Annotated in this window: 17 protein-coding genes; 14 read left to right on the forward strand and 3 right to left on the reverse strand. The window is 65.3% G+C overall.

Annotated elements, in window-relative coordinates; all coding sequences use genetic code 11:
- Positions 1 to 107 precede the first annotated feature (107 nt).
- Positions 108 to 545 (forward strand): HIT family protein, encoded by a 438-nt coding sequence (locus VNM24_10485; protein HWQ39016.1) that lies wholly within the window; start codon positions 108 to 110, stop codon positions 543 to 545.
- On the opposite strand, the gene phoR is transcribed toward VNM24_10485, so the two are convergent.
- Together phoR and phoB are read right to left on the reverse strand one after the other, a co-directional pair.
- Positions 542 to 1876 carry a phosphate regulon sensor histidine kinase PhoR gene (gene phoR, locus VNM24_10490; protein HWQ39017.1) on the reverse strand — a complete coding sequence of 445 codons (1335 nt, stop codon included), beginning with the start codon at positions 1874 to 1876 and terminating at the stop codon, positions 542 to 544. The two genes, VNM24_10485 and phoR, sit on opposite strands and share 4 nt — an antisense overlap.
- 52 nt (positions 1877 to 1928) lie before the next feature.
- Positions 1929 to 2615: a phosphate regulon transcriptional regulator PhoB gene (phoB, locus tag VNM24_10495; GenBank protein ID HWQ39018.1), complete on the reverse strand. Its 687-nt coding sequence runs from the start codon at positions 2613 to 2615 to the stop codon at positions 1929 to 1931.
- A 162-nt stretch (positions 2616 to 2777) separates the two neighbouring features.
- Here phoB and VNM24_10500 point away from each other — a divergent pair, with 162 nt between their 5' ends.
- From VNM24_10500 to VNM24_10540, 9 genes are all read left to right on the forward strand, one after another.
- A complete protein-coding gene (locus VNM24_10500; protein ID HWQ39019.1) occupies positions 2778 to 3200 on the forward strand; it encodes a DUF971 domain-containing protein in 423 nt (140 codons plus the stop codon).
- 178 nt (positions 3201 to 3378) lie between these two features.
- Positions 3379 to 4116 (forward strand): bifunctional demethylmenaquinone methyltransferase/2-methoxy-6-polyprenyl-1,4-benzoquinol methylase UbiE, encoded by a 738-nt coding sequence (ubiE, locus tag VNM24_10505; protein HWQ39020.1) that lies wholly within the window; start codon positions 3379 to 3381, stop codon positions 4114 to 4116.
- Between the two features lie 4 nt (positions 4117 to 4120).
- Positions 4121 to 4705 (forward strand): SCP2 sterol-binding domain-containing protein, encoded by a 585-nt coding sequence (locus VNM24_10510; protein ID HWQ39021.1) that lies wholly within the window; start codon positions 4121 to 4123, stop codon positions 4703 to 4705.
- A gap of 11 nt (positions 4706 to 4716) precedes the next feature.
- Positions 4717 to 6231, forward strand: a complete 1515-nt coding sequence (gene ubiB / locus VNM24_10515; GenBank protein ID HWQ39022.1) for a ubiquinone biosynthesis regulatory protein kinase UbiB — start codon at positions 4717 to 4719, stop codon at positions 6229 to 6231.
- Between the two features lie 157 nt (positions 6232 to 6388).
- On the forward strand, positions 6389 to 7843 hold the full coding sequence (locus VNM24_10520) for a porin (GenBank protein ID HWQ39023.1): 1455 nt from the start codon (positions 6389 to 6391) through the stop codon (positions 7841 to 7843).
- A 160-nt stretch (positions 7844 to 8003) separates the two neighbouring features.
- Positions 8004 to 9089: an ABC transporter ATP-binding protein gene (locus tag VNM24_10525; GenBank protein ID HWQ39024.1), complete on the forward strand. Its 1086-nt coding sequence runs from the start codon at positions 8004 to 8006 to the stop codon at positions 9087 to 9089.
- 112 nt (positions 9090 to 9201) lie between these two features.
- A complete protein-coding gene (locus VNM24_10530) occupies positions 9202 to 10083 on the forward strand; it encodes an ABC transporter permease (GenBank protein HWQ39025.1) in 882 nt (293 codons plus the stop codon).
- Positions 10080 to 10850, forward strand: a complete 771-nt coding sequence (locus VNM24_10535; GenBank protein HWQ39026.1) for an ABC transporter permease — start codon at positions 10080 to 10082, stop codon at positions 10848 to 10850. Before VNM24_10530 ends, VNM24_10535 begins: the two co-directional genes overlap by 4 nt.
- Positions 10851 to 10919: 69 nt before the next feature.
- Positions 10920 to 11981, forward strand: coding sequence for a spermidine/putrescine ABC transporter substrate-binding protein (locus tag VNM24_10540; GenBank protein HWQ39027.1), 1062 nt, complete (start codon positions 10920 to 10922; stop codon positions 11979 to 11981).
- Between the two features lie 74 nt (positions 11982 to 12055).
- Here the strand turns inward: VNM24_10540 and VNM24_10545 are convergent, their stop codons facing one another.
- A complete protein-coding gene (locus VNM24_10545; GenBank protein HWQ39028.1) occupies positions 12056 to 13009 on the reverse strand; it encodes a DHH family phosphoesterase in 954 nt (317 codons plus the stop codon).
- Between the two features lie 64 nt (positions 13010 to 13073).
- Between VNM24_10545 and VNM24_10550 the strand changes: the two genes are divergently transcribed.
- Genes VNM24_10550 through VNM24_10565 form a run of 4 tightly spaced genes read left to right on the forward strand, consistent with a single transcriptional unit; the run spans position 13074 to position 16048 of the window.
- Positions 13074 to 14159, forward strand: a complete 1086-nt coding sequence (locus VNM24_10550; protein HWQ39029.1) for a VanZ family protein — start codon at positions 13074 to 13076, stop codon at positions 14157 to 14159.
- 56 nt (positions 14160 to 14215) lie between these two features.
- Positions 14216 to 14527 (forward strand): (2Fe-2S) ferredoxin domain-containing protein, encoded by a 312-nt coding sequence (locus VNM24_10555; GenBank protein ID HWQ39030.1) that lies wholly within the window; start codon positions 14216 to 14218, stop codon positions 14525 to 14527.
- Positions 14524 to 15135 (forward strand): prolyl oligopeptidase family serine peptidase, encoded by a 612-nt coding sequence (locus VNM24_10560; GenBank protein ID HWQ39031.1) that lies wholly within the window; start codon positions 14524 to 14526, stop codon positions 15133 to 15135. Before VNM24_10555 ends, VNM24_10560 begins: the two co-directional genes overlap by 4 nt.
- Before the next feature lie 4 nt (positions 15136 to 15139).
- Positions 15140 to 16048 carry an ATP-binding cassette domain-containing protein gene (locus VNM24_10565; GenBank protein HWQ39032.1) on the forward strand — a complete coding sequence of 303 codons (909 nt, stop codon included), beginning with the start codon at positions 15140 to 15142 and terminating at the stop codon, positions 16046 to 16048.
- Positions 16049 to 16074 lie beyond the last annotated feature (26 nt).

A 16074-nucleotide genomic window follows, 5' to 3' on the forward strand; every position in this document is an offset into this window, starting at 1 on the left:
GTGACAGGGTGATTGGGTAATCGGGACTGGTTGACTGGGTGAGTAAGAGCGGTTCGATCACTTGGTCAGCCAATCACCCGCACCCGACGCTTCGCACTGCATCCAGAATGCCCAGCACCACTCCCGGCTCCTCCGCTTGCTTCTTCTGCCAACAACCCGGCGGCAACGTGCTTTGGCGGGACGACTTCTGCCGCGTCGTGGTCGCCGGCGATGCGGACCACCCCGGGATCTGCCGCGTGGTGCTGAACGCGCACATCCGGGAAATGACCGACCTGCCGCTCGCGCAGCGCGAGCGTCTGATGCGCGTGGTGTGGGCGGTGGAGCACGCGCTGCGCGACGCGCTGCGGCCGCACAAGATCAATCTCGCGAGCTTGGGCAACCAGGTTCCCCACCTGCACTGGCACGTCATCCCGCGGTTCATCGACGATCCGCATTTTCCCAACCCCGTCTGGGGTTCGAGGACCGGCGGGCGGCGGCGACCGCTGCCGCTCTCTTTCCAGGACACCTTGAAGCGCGCGCTCGAAGCCAATCCGGAGGAAGGTTAGGCGCGTACCGTAGCGGGTGCCGGAGCCTTCTTCGGCAGCAGCTTGCGCGTGTCGGGGAAGACCACCGAGAACGTGCTGCCTTTGCCCGGGGTGCTTTCGATCTGCAGGGTGGCCTGGTGGCGCATCAGCACGTGCTTGACGATGGCGAGCCCCAACCCCGTGCCTCCAGTCTCGCGCGAGCGACTCTTGTCCACGCGGTAGAAGCGCTCGGTCAGGCGGTCGATATGCCGGCGTTCGATGCCGATGCCCGTGTCCTGCACGCTGAAGACGGGTGCGTCGCCCTTGCGCTCCCAGCGCAAGTCGATCTCGCCGTCCTCCGGTGTGTAGCGCACGGCGTTGCTGACCAGATTGCCGAACGCGCTGCGCAGCTCCTCGGTATTGCCGCGGATCCAGTCCTGCGCTTCGATCCGCAAGCGGATGCGGTGGCGTCCGGCGGACAGCGCGAGGGCGTCCTGGTAGAGCGATTTCAGCAGCTCGGGCACGTCGACGTCTTCCTCGCGCAGAGGATTCTGTGCGCTTTCCAGGCGCGATAGGGTCAGCAGATCCTCCACCAGCCGGTTCATGCGCCGGGTCTGCTGGGTCATGAGCTCGATGGAACGCCGGGCCATTTCCGGATCGGCGTCCAGCGTGTTCTCCAGCGTCTCGAGGAAACCGTGCACCACGGTGAGCGGCGTGCGCAGCTCGTGGGAGACGTTGGCGATGAAATCGCGCCGGGTCGTCTCCAGCTTCTCCCAGCGCGTGACATCGCGCCCCAATATGAGCTTCTGCCGGTCCCCGTAGGGCACCAATTGCAGGGAGAGTATTCGGTCGGAGTCGTCGGTGGACATCCTCAGCGTCAGCGGCTCGCTGATCTGGCCGGCGGCCAGATAGTCGGAGAACTGGGGTTGGCGAACGATATAGGTGATCTGCTGGCCGAGGTCGCGCCGGGCTTTCAGTCCGAGATATTCCTGCGCCTTGGGATTGCACCACTGGATGCGGTCGTTCTCGTCGAGCAGGACCACGGCTTCGGGAAGGGCCGCCGCGGCGAGCTGAAAGCGCGACAAGGCCTCCGTCAGCCGCGCTTCGCTCAGCTTCTGGCGCTTGAGCATGCGCAGGACCAGCGAGAAGACGTGCTCCCAGGCACCGGATCCCGCCGGCACGTTCTCCCTGTTCGGGTCGCGCAGCCACCGATACAGGATCGACAGGTTGCGCACGTGATGCAGCGCCAGTCCGAGCAGCAGTACGCCCAGGATCGACAGCGCGGCGGTGTGGCCAAGGAACGGCCAGGACAGCAACGCGCCCACGCAGATCAGAACGACGGTGGAAAGGGGTCGTCCCCAGAACTGCTTCAAGTCTTCCGCCCCCTTCGTACGAGGGAGCCCAATTATCCCACGCGTGGGCCGCTCAGCCGGCGGAGAACCGGTAGCCGGTGCCGCGCACCGTCTGGATGAGGCGGTCCAGGCGGGTGGGTTCAAGCGCCTTGCGCAGCCGGCGGATGTGCACGTCGACCGTACGCTCTTCGACGAACACGTGGTCGCCCCACACCTGGTCGAGCAACTGTGCTCTGGAGTACACGCGTTCGGGATGGGTCATGAGGAAGTGCAGAAGCCTGAATTCCGTGGGGCCAAGCTCGACCGGCTCGCCGTTTCCGCTCACCCGGTGGCTGGCAGGATCGAGCCGCAATCCGCCGATCTGCACCACGTCGTCGGTCATCTGCGGCGCCCGGCGCCGCAGTACGGCCTTGATCCGGGCATTGAGTTCGCGCGGAGAGAAAGGCTTGGTGATGTAATCGTCCGCGCCGGTCTCCAGGCCGTGCAGCTTGTCCGGCTCCTCGGAGCGGGCGGTGAGCATGATAATGGGCACGTTCTGGGTGCGTTTGTCGGCGCGCAGCCGTTTGGCCAGCTCGATGCCGCTGATTCCCGGCAGCATCCAGTCGAGCAGTACAAGGTCGGGCAGCGCGTTGAAAACCAGGTGAAGAGCTTGTTCTGCGTTGTCGGCGCGCAACGGCTGGTGTCCGGCCTGTCTGAGGTTGTAGGCGATCAGTTCCTGGATCGCTGGTTCGTCTTCGACCACGAGGATGGTGGCTGGCATGAGCGAGCGGCTACGATGACGACGCTTGTAATACTATGAACCAAATGTTACAGGCCGGTGACAGCGCGCCGCCGCCCAAGCGAGTGGTTTCATGCGGTCGGGCCCGCTATCATGCGGCAGCGGCCAGGCCGGCCGCCAGATCGCGTTAACCGGGTATTCCGAGTGGCAGGTCTCCAAAGCGGCGCCCCGCGCCCCACCCAGATCGTTCTTCACCAGCAATCGAAGGTTCTCGAGATTGCATTCGACGACGGGAAGGCGTTCAGGCTGCCCTGCGAGCTGCTGCGGGTGTATTCGCCTTCGGCCGAGGTGCGCGGTCATGGGCCGGGACAGGAGGTGCTGCAGACCGGCAAGCGCGAGGTCGGCATCAATGCGATCGAGCCGGTGGGCAACTATGCAATCCGCCTGGTGTTCAGCGACGGCCACGACAGCGGTCTGTACTCCTGGGACTACCTGTATTCTCTCGGCGAGAACCAGGAAACGCTCTGGAAGCAGTATCTCGAGCGCCTCGAAAAAGCGGGTGCCAGCCGCGATGCCGCCGCGCCTGCGCCCTCTCCCGGCGCGAAAACAGGCTGGAGAAAGCTTTGAGCGGCATTCGCCGGGCAAGCGCTAACCGCGGAAGAAGCTGAGGACGCCGGCAAGAGGCGTGAAAGCATTTCGACGCGGTCGAATAGAAGGCACAGGATAAACCCTCGCATTGTTGCGTAATGACTCGGCGGTTTCCTCTGTGCCTGCTGCGTCCTCTGCGGTGAGCGTTCAAGTTTCAATGGACAAGAAAACGACAGACTTCGGGTTTCAGAAGGTGCCGGAGCAGGAGAAGGCAAGGAAAGTCGCCGGAGTTTTCTCCTCGGTGGCGAGGCGCTATGACGTGATGAATGATCTCATGTCGGCGGGCCTGCACCGGCTGTGGAAACGTTTCGCCGTCGACGTGTCCGGCGTGCGCGAAGGCAGCCGGGTACTGGATGTCGCGGGTGGCACCGGAGACCTGACCGCGCTGCTCGCTGCGCGCGTCGGGCGCCAGGGCGCAGCGTGGTTGACCGATGTGAACGCCGACATGCTGGCGCTGGGGCGCGACCGGCTACTCGATCGGGGACACGCCGTTCCGGTGGTGCGATGCGATGGCGAGCGGTTGCCGTTCCCGGCCGGCTATTTCGATTGCGTGACGATCGCTTTCGGGCTGCGCAACATGACTCACAAGGACAAGGCGCTGGCCGAAACGTATCGCGTGCTACGCCCTGGCGGCCGGCTGATCGTGCTCGAATTCTCCCGCGTCTGGAAGCCGCTCGGCTCGCTCTACGACGCGTATTCCTTCAACGTCCTGCCGGTCCTGGGCCGGCTCGTGGCCGGCGACGCCGACAGCTACCGCTATCTCGCGGAGTCCATCCGGATGCACCCCGACCAGGAAACGCTGAAGTCGTTGATGGAGGCGGCGGGCTACTCGCGCGTGGAGTACTTCAACCTGTCGGCCGGCGTGGCGGCGGTACACCGGGCCCTGAAGACCTGAGGGCATGATGCTCGACGAAGCGTTTCTGGCGGTGGCCAACCACCTTCTGCGCAACGCCGAGTGGGCGCGGGCGCGTCTCGGAGCGCATGCCGGCAAGCGCGTGTGCATTCGGGTGAGCCCGTTGTCCTTCCACTTCACGATCGACACCGATGGTCTGCTCGTCCCTCGCGCCGCCGAGGCGCCCATCGATGCCACCCTGGAAGTGCCTGCAAGCCGGGTGCCGGCCTGGCTGGTGCAGCCCGATGCCGCAACGCGCGCGGCGAGAGTCAGCGGCGACGCCGATCTGGCCGAGGCCATCTCCTTCGTGGCGGCCAACCTGCGCTGGGATTTCGAGGAGGATCTGAGTCGCCTCGTGGGCGACGTCGCCGCGCATCGCATCGGCGAGGCGATCCGCTCCCTGGAGCGCTGGCGGCGCTCGGCTTCGGCGTCGGTGGCCGCCAATGTCGCCGAGTACCTCACCGAGGAGCGGGGCGTCCTGCCCACGCGGTTGCGCGCCGAAAGCTTCCTGCGGGAGGTCGACGATCTGCGCGACGCGGTGGAGCGGCTGGAAAAGCGTATTGCACAGCTGGAAAACGGCGATCAGCGTTAGCCGCCGGCCCGATGCGCCTGTTGAGAATCCTCGCCGTCGTCCTGCGCTTCGGGCTGGACGAGTTCATCCTCGGCCACGAGCGGGTGCGCGCGCTGCGCGTGCTCGTGAAATTCCTGCTCTTCTGGCGCCGGCTGGAGCGGCCGCGCGGCGAACGGCTGCGCCTGGCGCTCGAAGCCCTGGGACCGATCTTCGTCAAGTTCGGCCAGGTGCTCTCCACCCGGCGCGACCTCATCCCCGCGGACATCGCCGACGAGCTGGCGAGGCTGCAGGACCGCGTCCCGCCTTTCTCCTCCGAACAGGTGCGAACCATCCTGGAGCGCAACTACGGGCGTCCGGTGCACGAGGTGTTCAAGCGCTTCGAGCCGGTCGCGGTGGCCAGCGCGTCGGTGGCGCAGGTCCATCTGGCCGAGCTGCCCGATGGCACCGAGGTGGCGGTGAAGATCCTGCGGCCGGGAATCGGGCGCGTCATCGTCGAGGACCTCAAGCTGCTCTACGTGGCGGCCGGCCTGGTGGAAAAGCTGTGGGTCGAAGGCAAGCGCCTGAAGCCGCGTGAGGTGGTGGCGGAGTTCGAACGGCATTTGAAGGAAGAACTGGACCTGCTGCGCGAGGCGGCCAATGCCAGCCAGTTGCGCCGCAATTTCGCCCAGTCGCCACTGCTGATGGTGCCCGAGATCCACTGGGACTATTGTTCCTCGGAAGTGATGGTGATGCAGCGCATGGTGGGTACGCCGATCAGCCAGATCGCGCGGCTCCAGCAGCAGGGCATCGACCTGAAACGGCTTTCGCGGGCCGGCGTCGAGATCTTCTTCACTCAGGTGTTCCGCGACGGTTTCTTCCACGCCGACATGCACCCGGGCAACATCCTGGTGGCGGCCGATGGCCGCTATATCGCCCTCGATTTCGGCATCATGGGCACCCTCACCGAAGTGGACAAGAACTACCTGGCGCAGAATTTCATCGCCTTTTTCAGGCGCGACTACCGCGGCGTGGCCCAGGCCCACGTGGACGCGGGCTGGGTACCGGCCGACACCCGCGTCGAAGAATTCGAATCCGCGATCCGGGCGGTGTGCGAACCGATCTTCGACAAGCCACTCAAGGAGATCTCGTTCGGCAAGTTGCTGCTGCGGCTGTTTCAGACCGCGCGCCAGTTCAACGTCGAAGTGCAGCCGCAGCTTGTCATGCTGCAGAAGACGCTGCTCAATATCGAGGGGCTGGGGCGCGAGCTGGACCCGGACCTCGACTTGTGGAAGACCGCCAAGCCCTACCTCGAGCGCTGGATGTCGGAACAGATCGGCTGGCGCGCGCTCTTTCAGAACCTGCGCAAGGAAGCCGCGCAGTGGGCCGCCCTGCTGCCACAGATCCCGCGCCTGGCGCATCGCGCGCTCGCCCGACAGCAGCCCGATCCGGCCTACGCCGCACTCGAAGCGCTGATCGCTGCGCACCAGCGCGAGAGCCGGCTGCTCGCGGTGGTCGCCGCACTGCTCGCCGTGCTCGCCGGCGGCCTCGTCGCGCTGCTGCTGCGCTGACTCTTCGCCCCGGCACTGTGTGACGTTTCATAAAACCGTCACAGTGTGCCGCCAGAATTCGCACCCGTCGACGCGCTGCCGCGGCCCGGCAGAGCACGTTCGTTACACGGTCGCGGGCACCGCGACCGGCAACCTGTCCTTCAAAACGGGAGAAAACATGGCAGTCCACCTCACCAAAGCCAGGCGGCTCGCGTTCGCGGCATCGATCGCAGCCGCCTTCGCGGCCGCCACTCCGGCGCTGTCCGCCGACATGGAAACGATCCTGGAGAAGATGCACGAGAAGGGTTTGCTCACGGACGAGGAATATCAGGAGATGCGCTCGCAAGCCCGTGAGCAGCGGCGCAGGGAAGCGCTGGAAAAGGCAACGGCGGAAGAAAAGGCCGCGAAGGCCAAGGAAGAAGAGCCCTCGACGCTGAAGGGACGTTTCCGCGACAACTTCGTCTTCGAGTCGGGCGACAAGCAGCACTCGATCAGCGTACAGGGGCGGATCCACGCCGACTTCCGCAAGTTCGACATCGATTCGACGAACGCCAACACCGCCGACACGTTCGACATTCGTCGGGCCTATCTCGGCGTGACCGGAAAGCTCTACGGGGACTGGACGTTCGAGGTGACCGGGGACCTCGCCTCCGACTCGCTGGAGTACGCCTGGGTCAACTACAAGCAGTCGGATCTCTTCCAGTACAGGATCGGCGCGCTCAAGATGCCGTTCAGCTACGAGGAGTTGACCAGTTCGCGCCTGATCGACTTTCAGGAGCGCTCGCTCGTCAACGCTCTGGCCCCGGGCAAGGAGCAGGGGCTCATGATTCACGGCGCGCCGACCAAGTGGATGAGCTATGCGGTGGCGATGTCCAACGGCAATGGCAAGGAGGGCGACGAGACGAACGCAGTGGTCGACGACAAGGACATCCTGGGCCGCATTGCGATGAATTTTGCCACGCCCGCCGGGATCGCCGATACGGTGCTGCACTTGGGCCTGAACTATTCGACCGGTACGATTCCAGAGGGAGCGATCTTTGCCGGCGGTCCCCGGACCGAGGGCCGTGGTCTCGCCCATCTGACCGCCATTCCGGCATTCGACACGATCTCCAACGAAGTCGACCGCGAGCGCACCGGCCTCGAAGGTATCCTCGCTTGGGGTCCGTTGAAGCTGCAGGCGGAGTGGGTCGAAGCGAACTGGTCGGGCACCGCCGTCGGCGGGATCGATTTCGACCGCAGCATCGACGCCTACTACGCGGCGATTTCCTGGCTGATCAGCGGCGAGAAATACGCGGACTTCTACAGCCCGAACGGCAGCCGCAACCTCAAACCCGCCCGGCCGTTCAAGAAGGGGGCTGACGGCTGGGGTGCCTGGGAACTGGGCCTGCGCCTGAGCCGCTTCGACGCAGCCGACTTCCAGCAAGGGCCTGCCGGCGCGGCTGCCGGGGCGATTGCCGCGAGCGCCAACGCCAAGACCGACGCCATGACCCTCGGCCTGAAGTGGATCCCGAACACCAACACCCGGGTCTATCTGAACTACGTGGTCAGCGAGTTCGACCGGCCCATCGCGATCGCCGGCGGCACCGCGGACGAGGAAAAGGCGATCACGTTGCGCAGCGCCGTGTTCTTCTAGCCTTTCGGCGGGCTCTACAGTCCCGACGGTCTCTGCTGTCCTGAGCTAGCTCGAGCCTTCGGCCGCGCGCCTCGCCCTCTTGGACGAACGCCCGCGGCCGCTTCTTTTCATTCCCCGGCCGGGAGGCCGTATCATTGCGGCTTCGCGGCATGTCCCGGGAATGGCGCTTCTAGAGATTCGCAACGTCACGCGGCGCTTCGGCGAGTTCACCGCAGTGGACGATGTCAGCCTCAGCATCGAGGCCGGCGAATTCTTCACGCTGCTGGGGCCCTCGGGCTGCGGCAAGACCACGCTGCTGCGCCTGATCGCCGGTTTCGACGCGCCGGATGCGGGCACCATCGTGCTCGACGGCCGCGACATGACCGGTATTCCTCCCGAGGGACGGAACATCCACACCGTCTTCCAGAGCTACGCGCTGTTTCCGCACATGACCGTGGCCGAGAACATCGCCTTCCCCCTGAAAATGGCCAAGGTCGCGCCCGCGCAGATCGAACGGCGGGTGGAGGAGGCGCTGGAGGACGTGCGGCTGACCGGCATGGGCCGGCGCTATCCGAACGAGCTGTCCGGCGGCCAGAAGCAACGGGTGGCAGTGGCGCGGGCGCTCATCAACCGGCCGAAGCTCCTGCTGCTCGACGAACCGCTGGCCGCGCTGGACGCCAAGCTCAAGGAGAGCGTGCAGCTCGAGCTGATCGGCCTGCAGCGCGAAATCGGCATCACCTTCGTCTACGTGACCCACGATCAGAGCGAAGCGCTGGCGCTCGCGCACCGCATCGCGGTCATGAACCGCGGGCGCGTCGAACAAGTCGACGAGCCGTCGAAACTCTACGGCTTTCCGAAGAACCGGTTCGTGGCCGACTTCATCGGACAGTGCAATCTGCTGGAAGGCGAGATCAAGTCGGTCAACGGTGCGCGCATGACGGTCGCACTGAAAGGCGTCGGCGAGGTGCAGGCGCTCAATCCGGAGCACGACGTCGCCGGTACCACGGGCGTGCTGGCGCTGCGCCCGGAGAAAGTCGCGATCGCCCGCGAGTTGCGGGAAGAGCCGGACTTCAACCGCTTTTCCGGCCGGGTGTTCGATTTCCTGTATCTGGGCGACGTCACCGTCTACATCGTGGAGCTGCCCGCCGGCGGGCGCATCGAGGCGCTGCTGCCCAATTCGACCGCCGGTCGTGCACGCTTCTTCGAGCCGGGCGACCAGGTGCAGGTCGGCTGGCGCCACGACGCCGGCCACTTTCTCAACGATTGACAGCGGCATGAACCAGAGAGGCACGGACGCGCGCAGAACTGAAGATCAAACAGTCTTGCGCCTTCCGATCCAAGTTTCTGCGCTCCTGGGGTAAGGCCGCATCCATAGAACCATGGGCAAGCGCTGGCACAAGTGGCTGATCGGCGGGCCGCCGCTGTTGTACCTGACGGTCTTCTTCGCCATCCCCACGCTGATCATGCTGGTGGCTTCGTTCCGCCACCCGGGAGAATTCGGGGGCCTGGCACCGATTCTCACCGAAGACGAGGCGGGCCGGCGTCTCGATCTGACGACCGAGAACTACGTCCGCTTCTTTTCCGATCTGCTCTACGCGCAGCTGTTCCTGAAGTCGCTTTGGTATGCGCTGGTCACCACGCTGCTGTGCCTGCTCGTCGCCTACCCGCTCGCGCTTTTGATCGCGCGCAGCCCGAAACGCTACCGGGACGTACTGCTGCTGCTGGTGATTCTGCCGTTCTGGAGCAACTTCCTGATCCGGGTCTATGCCTGGATCATCATCCTGGGACCCCAGTCCGTGTTTCTCGGCGCGTTCAATGACCTGATCGGCCTGGCCGGGCTCGCGCCGGTGCAGGTACTCTACACGCCCGCCGCCGTAGTGATCGGCCTGGTCTATGTGCATCTGCCGTTCATGGTGCTGCCGCTCTACGCCAACCTGGAGAAGCACGATCCGGCGCTGCTCGACGCCGCCCAGGACCTCGGGGCCAATGCCTGGAATCGGTTCTGGCGGGTCACGTTTCCGCTGTCCCTGCCCGGGGTCTACGCCGGCGGCGCGCTGGTATTCATTCCCGCATTCGGAATTTTCGCCATTCCCGACATCCTCGGGGGCACCGGAGGCACGATGATCGGAAACGTCATCAAGCAGCAGTTTCTCGACTCCCGCGACTGGCCGTTCGGGAGCGTGCTTTCCATGGTGCTCACGGTGGTCGCCGTCGCGCTGGCGGGGCTCGCCGCCTGGTTTGCACGGAGGTCTCGGCTGTGAGGCGCCCGGCGTGGTTGTGGGCGCTGGCGCTCGCGGCCTATGCGTTCCTGTACGCGCCGCTGCTCGTCGTGGTCGTGTACTCGTTCAACGACTCGACGATGAACGCGCAGTGGATCGGCTTCACGCTGGACTGGTACCGCAAACTGTTCCGCAACGAGGAGATGCTCACCGCCGCATGGAACTCGCTGCTGATCGGCGTGGTCTCCAGCGCCGTTGCCACGGTGCTGGGCACGATGGCCGGCTACGCGATGTACCGCTTCAGGCTGCGCCTGCTGCCGCTGATGGTCGTAGCGCCCATCGCCATTCCCGAGATCCTGATGGGTGTCTCGCTGCTGATTTTCTTCGTCATGATCGATCTGACGCTAGGCATGGTGTCGATCATGCTCGCCCATATCGCCTTTTGCATCGGTTTCGTCGCCATCGTCGTGCGCGCCAGGCTGGCCGGACTCGACGACAGCCTGACGGAGGCGGCGCGCGATCTCGGCGCCACGCCTTGGCAGGCTTTCAGGCTGGTGACCCTGCCTCTGATCATGCCCGGTGTCGTCGCCGGCGCGCTGATGGCGTTCACGCTGTCGATCGACGATTTCGTGATCACGTTCTTTACCGCGGGGCCGGACTCCAAGACCCTGCCGCTGGTCATCTACACGATGGTCAAGATCACGGTCACCCCGGAAGTGAACGCGGTGTCCACGCTGCTCATGCTGGTCACATTGGCGCTGATCCTGATCGCTTCCCGCCTGTCGCCCGGCAGCCTGAAGGCACGATAGGGGCTCGCGTTGTTTTCCCGCCCCGCTTTGCCCTATTCTTCTGCGCTCTCATCGAAGGGAGACACGATCATGAGAAGACTGCTTTTCCTGCTGTTGCTGGTCGCGGCGTGGCCGGCTGTGGCCCGCGAGGACGCCCTGCATCTGTACAACTGGAACCAGTACATCGCCCCGGAAACGGTGGAGCGGTTCGAGAAGGCCTGCAAGTGCAAGGTCAAGCAGTCTTACTACTCGGACAATTCCGAGCTGATGGCCAAGGTAACCGGCGGTGCCAAGGGCTACGACATCTACGTGCCGACCTCGAACTACATTCCCGACCTCGCCAAGGGCGGTTACCTGCAACCGCTGGACAAGGCCAGGATTCCCAACTTGAAGAACATCCTGCCGCAGTACCTCAATACGGAATTCGATCCGGGCAACCGGTATTCGGTGCCCTACGCCTACACGGTCACCATGCTGGGCTACAACGAGCAGAAGATGAAGGAACTCGGCATCACGGTCGATTCTTGGGCGGCGATCTTCGATCCCGGAATTCTGGAAAAGATCAAGGGTCGGGTGACCGTGCTCGACAGCCCGGACGAACTGATGGCGGCGGCGCTCAAGTACCACGGCTATTCGGTCAACGACCGCGACCCCAGGCACTGGGAGCAGGCCAAGAAGACGATCATCGCCGCCAAGAAGTACTGGGCCGCGTTCAAGGCTTCGGGTTACATCGAGCTGCTGGCTTCGGGCGACATCTGGCTGGCACACGGCTACTCCAACGACATCTTTCAGGCCGATCTCGGGGCACAGGACGCGAAGAAGAAATTCCGCATCCGCCATGCGCTGCCCAAGGAGGGCGCGGTGCTCGCGCTCGATGCGATGGTGATCGCCAAGACCGCGCCACGGCCCGATCTCGCGCACCAGTTCATCGACTTCATGCTCGACGGTCGCAATTCCGCCGATCTCACCAACATGATCGGCTCGGGCAATCCGAACCGCGAGGCGATGAAGCACATCAAGCCGGAGATCAAGGCGATGTCGGCGATCTTCCCCGACGAGCAGACCGCCAAGAAGCTGGAAATGCTCAAGGCGCTGAATACAAAGGAGCGCAGGTTGCAGAACCGCATCTGGACCGAAATCAAGGCGAAGTGAAGTGGAGCGCAAGGCGCTGGCTGAGGGTCGGCCTCGCTCCCGCTCGACCTGCGCGGCGCTCGCGTTTTCGGCGCTTAGGGATACTCGGTGCGCAGCGCCTCGATCAGTTTCGGGAGTTCGGCTTCTGGGAGATAGTCGATGCCGGCGGCGGCTTCGCGACCGCCCCCCGAGGCAAAGCGCTGTGCGATGGCCAGCGCGCCCCTCGGGCGGGCCAGCGGCGCGCGCAAGCTGACGAGGTAGCCATGGCCGCGCTTGACCAGGACAGCGTGCGCTCGCTGCGGAAATTCCTGCGCCAACCGGTTGGCGAAAGTCCCGACTGCGCGCCGGCTCCACGCTTCATCCGGTAGCTTTACGAGGGCGCAGCCCGCAGAGAGCACCTCGATCGGCAGGGCATGCGCGCGCGACAAGTCCGCGAGGTAGGCGCGCTTGAGCGCCACGAATTCCGTGCCGGCGCGCACGAAATCGAGAGGATCGACAAAGGCACGCAATCTCCGGTAGAGCGCTTCCGGCGCGAAGAGCAGATCGGCGACGCTCTCTCCGTAGGCGTTGTAGTTGATGTACACGCCCAGCTCCCGCAGCGCGCCGATCTCCGGGCTGGACAGTCCGATCTCGCGCGCCAGGGCCTGCGCCCGAGCCTCGAGGTTGTCACCGAAGGCGGCCACGATGGCCCATCTGCGAAACCGGCCGCCGAGGTGGCGATCGACGATCAGGCTGGTGCAAAGCGCGGGATCGGTATCGATGTGCGCGGCCAGGCCCGGGTGCGGCGGGATGCGCCCGGCGTAATGGTGATCGAACCACTCTACGCGTGCGCCCGCTTCCAGCGCGCGCTCCAGCGCGGCGCGGTTGGCGTCCAGGGAGATGTCGAGCACCGTCAGGTGATCGCCGCGCTCGGCGTCGACTCTGTCCAGGAGCTTGACGTCGCGCTTCACACCGGTGATCAGCACCGCCTCGCGCGGCTGGGCGAAGCGCAGTTGCAGCAGGCCGCAGATTCCATCCGCGTCGCCGTTGAAGATGTCATAGAATCGCATGCGCCGGCGGGAATGAAGCGTCAGCGGAAGCTCGCGGGTATTTCCTTCAGGCGACGACTTCGAGATGCCCAGGCCTGCGGCCGGACCGCCCGTACCCTACGCAAAAAGCTCGAAACTCGTCCGCTACCTCGCCGTAGCTTACTTGCTGCTGGTGGCCTACACCAGCTTGTACCCGTTCACGGGCTGGCACCGCCCGGACGAGGAAGTGCGTGCCTTTCTCGCCTCGGACTGGCCGCGGTTTCTCACGTGGTCCGACGTCGCGCTCAATGCGCTCGCCTATCTCCCCGCGGGATTCCTGCTCACTCTGATCCTCATGCCGCTGATGCGGCGCTCTTTGGCCGCGGTCGCCGCGGCCGCGCTGGCCGCGGGTATCAGCCTTGGATTCGAGTTCATCCAGACCTATCTGCCGGCGAGAATTCCCTCAAACGTGGACCTGCTGTGCAATGCGTTCGGCGCCGCGCTGGGCGCGCTGCTGGCCGCGCGCTTCGGCGGCTGGGTGCTGTCCGGCGAGCTGCGGCGGCTGCGCGAGCAGTGGTTCGCGCCGGGCGCGCAGGTGGACTTCTGTTTCCTACTGCTCGCGCTGTGGCTCATCACCCAGCTCAACGCCGAGATCTGGCTCTTCGGTAACGGCGACGTGCGCCACCTGCTGCCCGATCCGCCGGCCGTGGCCTACTCGGCGCAGACGTATCTGCTGCTGGAAGCCGGAGTGGCGGGGCTCAACGGCGCGGGCGTCCTGCTGATGTTGTCGGCCATCTCCCGATCCTTGAACGCGGCGGCCGCCTCGAGCGTGATCCTGCTGTTGCTCGCGCTCGGCCTGAAGTCGCTCGCTTCCGCCGCTTTGTTCGTGTCCGGCAATCCGCTGCTGTGGTTCACGCCGGGCTCTTCCGCCGGCCTGGCCATCGGCGCCATCGCATGGCTGGCGCTGATCGCGCTTCCGCGCCCGGTTCAGGCCGCCGCCGCCGCTGCCTGCTTCGCGCTCGGAATGGCGATCGTGAACGCCGCGCCGGAGAATCCCTATCTCACCGCGGCGCTGCGCGTCTGGCAGCACGGCCACTACGGCGTGGTCAACGAGCTTACCCGCGGTTTGTCGAGCGCCTGGTCGTTCATAGCCATCGCGTATCTTGCCTACGCCGGTTACCGGCTGCGCTGAGGGCCGACGGCGCCGCTTCGCTATAATCGCTACACGTTCTTTACGCGGATCCCGGGCTGGTGAGCTACTACCGATACCACGTGTTCTTCTGTTGCAACCAGCGCGACGACGGCCGGGCGTGCTGCAACGATCACGATGCGCAGCAGATGCGCGATTATGCGAAGGCGCGCGTCAAGGAACTGGGTCTTGCCGGCAAGGACAGGGTGCGGGTGAACCAGGCGGGCTGCATGGACCGCTGCGAGGAAGGGCCGGTGGTGGCGGTCTATCCGCAGGGCGTGTGGTACACCTACGTCGACCGGCACGACATTGACGAGATCATCGAGGAGCATCTCGTCAACGGGCGCGTCGTCCAGCGCTTGCGGATTTGACCGCGCGCGCGCTCGACCGGCGTCTGATCCGCGGTCCGGCCGGGGATCTGGAGATCGCCGTGACGCAACCCGGAGTGCAGCCGCGCGGCGTCGCGGTGATCGCGCATCCGCACCCGCTGTACGGAGGCACGCTGGACAACAAGGTCGTGCAGACTCTGGCCAAGGCGTTCGCGACGCTGGGGCTGGTGGCGGTGCGCTTCAATTTCCGCGGGGTGGGCCGCAGCGCGGGCAACTTTGACGAGGGCCGCGGGGAGATCGAGGATCTGCTCGCGGTCGTGCGCCACGCGCGCGCGGAGTTGGCCGAAGGTCGCCTCGCTCTGGCCGGATTCTCGTTTGGCGGCTACGTGGCGGCGCAGGCGGCGCGCGCGCTGGAAACGGGACACTTGGCGCTGGTGGCGCCGGCGGTCAATCGGTTTACGGTTCCCGCCGTGCCGCCCCAGACCCTGGTCGTGCATGGCGAAGAAGACGACGTGGTGCCGTTGAAGGACCTCATGGACTGGGCGCGGCCGCAGCGGTTGCCGGTGGTGGTCTTTCCGGGCACCGGACATTTCTTTCACGGCATGCTGATCGCGCTGCACGCCGTCGTGGCCCGTTACTTCCGCGACTGAAGAGATGCCGCTGCTGGAGGTTCGCGAGCTGCGCAAGTCCTACGGAGAGAACGAAGTCATCCGGGGAATCGGCCTGAGCCTCGAGCGCGGCGAATGCTACGGACTGCTCGGTCCGAACGGAGCGGGCAAGACCACCACGCTGCGATTGTGTCTCGGATTGACCGATCCGGACGGTGGCGAGATCACGCTGCTCGACCGGCCGGTACCGAAGGCGGCGCGCGAAGCGCGCATCCGTCTCGGCGTGGTACCCCAGGTGGACAATCTCGATCCTGACTTCACGGTTTTCGAGAATTTGCTGGTCTACGGCCGCTATTTCGGCGAATCCGATGCAGCGATCCGCGCGCGCGTTCCCGAGCTGCTGGAGTTTGCAGGGCTGACGAACCGGGCGCACTCCAAGATCCAGCAGCTCTCTGGCGGAATGAAGCGGCGCCTGGCGCTGGCTCGCGCGCTGATCAACGACCCCGATCTGATGTTCATGGACGAGCCCACCACGGGACTGGATCCGCAGGCGCGCCACCTGATCTGGGACCGCCTCAAGCAGTTGCTGGCGCGCGGCAAGACGATTTTGCTCACCACGCACTTCATGGACGAAGCGGAGCGACTGTGCGATCGCCTGTCGATCATGGATCACGGGCGCATCATCTCCACCGGCGCGCCGCGCCAGCTGATCGCGCGCCACATCGAGCCGGAAGTCGTCGAGCTGTTCGGCGATCACGTCGAGGACTGGGCGCGCGAGCACGGGCGCCTGGCCGACCGCATCGAGCGGGCCGGGGAGACGATCTTCTGCTATGTGCAGAAGGCCGAGCCGCTGATCCGTACCCTGGAAGGGCGCGCCGGTCTGCGTTACCTGCATCGAGCGGCGAACCTGGAGGACGTATTCCTCAAGCTTACCGGCCGGGATCTGCGTGATTGACCGGCCGGCGAGCGCGAGCTGAGGTC

Source organism: Burkholderiales bacterium, from assembly GCA_035560005.1.
Classification (GTDB): domain Bacteria; phylum Pseudomonadota; class Gammaproteobacteria; order Burkholderiales; family Eutrophovitaceae; genus DASRFY01.

What these genes read in the sequence shown, in the direction of transcription:
- VNM24_10485 (HWQ39016.1), top strand. Translation starts at nt 108, where the DNA reads ATGCCCAGCACCACTCCCGGCTCCTCCGCTTGCTTCTTCTGCCAACAA.
- phoB (HWQ39018.1), bottom strand. Translation starts at nt 2,615, where the DNA reads ATGCCAGCCACCATCCTCGTGGTCGAAGACGAACCAGCGATCCAGGAA.
- ubiE (HWQ39020.1), top strand. Translation starts at nt 3,379, where the DNA reads ATGGACAAGAAAACGACAGACTTCGGGTTTCAGAAGGTGCCGGAGCAG.
- VNM24_10510 (HWQ39021.1), top strand. Translation starts at nt 4,121, where the DNA reads ATGATGCTCGACGAAGCGTTTCTGGCGGTGGCCAACCACCTTCTGCGC.
- ubiB (HWQ39022.1), top strand. Translation starts at nt 4,717, where the DNA reads ATGCGCCTGTTGAGAATCCTCGCCGTCGTCCTGCGCTTCGGGCTGGAC.
- VNM24_10520 (HWQ39023.1), top strand. Translation starts at nt 6,389, where the DNA reads ATGGCAGTCCACCTCACCAAAGCCAGGCGGCTCGCGTTCGCGGCATCG.
- VNM24_10525 (HWQ39024.1), top strand. Translation starts at nt 8,004, where the DNA reads ATGGCGCTTCTAGAGATTCGCAACGTCACGCGGCGCTTCGGCGAGTTC.
- VNM24_10530 (HWQ39025.1), top strand. Translation starts at nt 9,202, where the DNA reads ATGGGCAAGCGCTGGCACAAGTGGCTGATCGGCGGGCCGCCGCTGTTG.
- VNM24_10540 (HWQ39027.1), top strand. Translation starts at nt 10,920, where the DNA reads ATGAGAAGACTGCTTTTCCTGCTGTTGCTGGTCGCGGCGTGGCCGGCT.
- VNM24_10545 (HWQ39028.1), bottom strand. Translation starts at nt 13,009, where the DNA reads ATGCGATTCTATGACATCTTCAACGGCGACGCGGATGGAATCTGCGGC.
- VNM24_10550 (HWQ39029.1), top strand. Translation starts at nt 13,074, where the DNA reads ATGCCCAGGCCTGCGGCCGGACCGCCCGTACCCTACGCAAAAAGCTCG.
- VNM24_10565 (HWQ39032.1), top strand. Translation starts at nt 15,140, where the DNA reads ATGCCGCTGCTGGAGGTTCGCGAGCTGCGCAAGTCCTACGGAGAGAAC.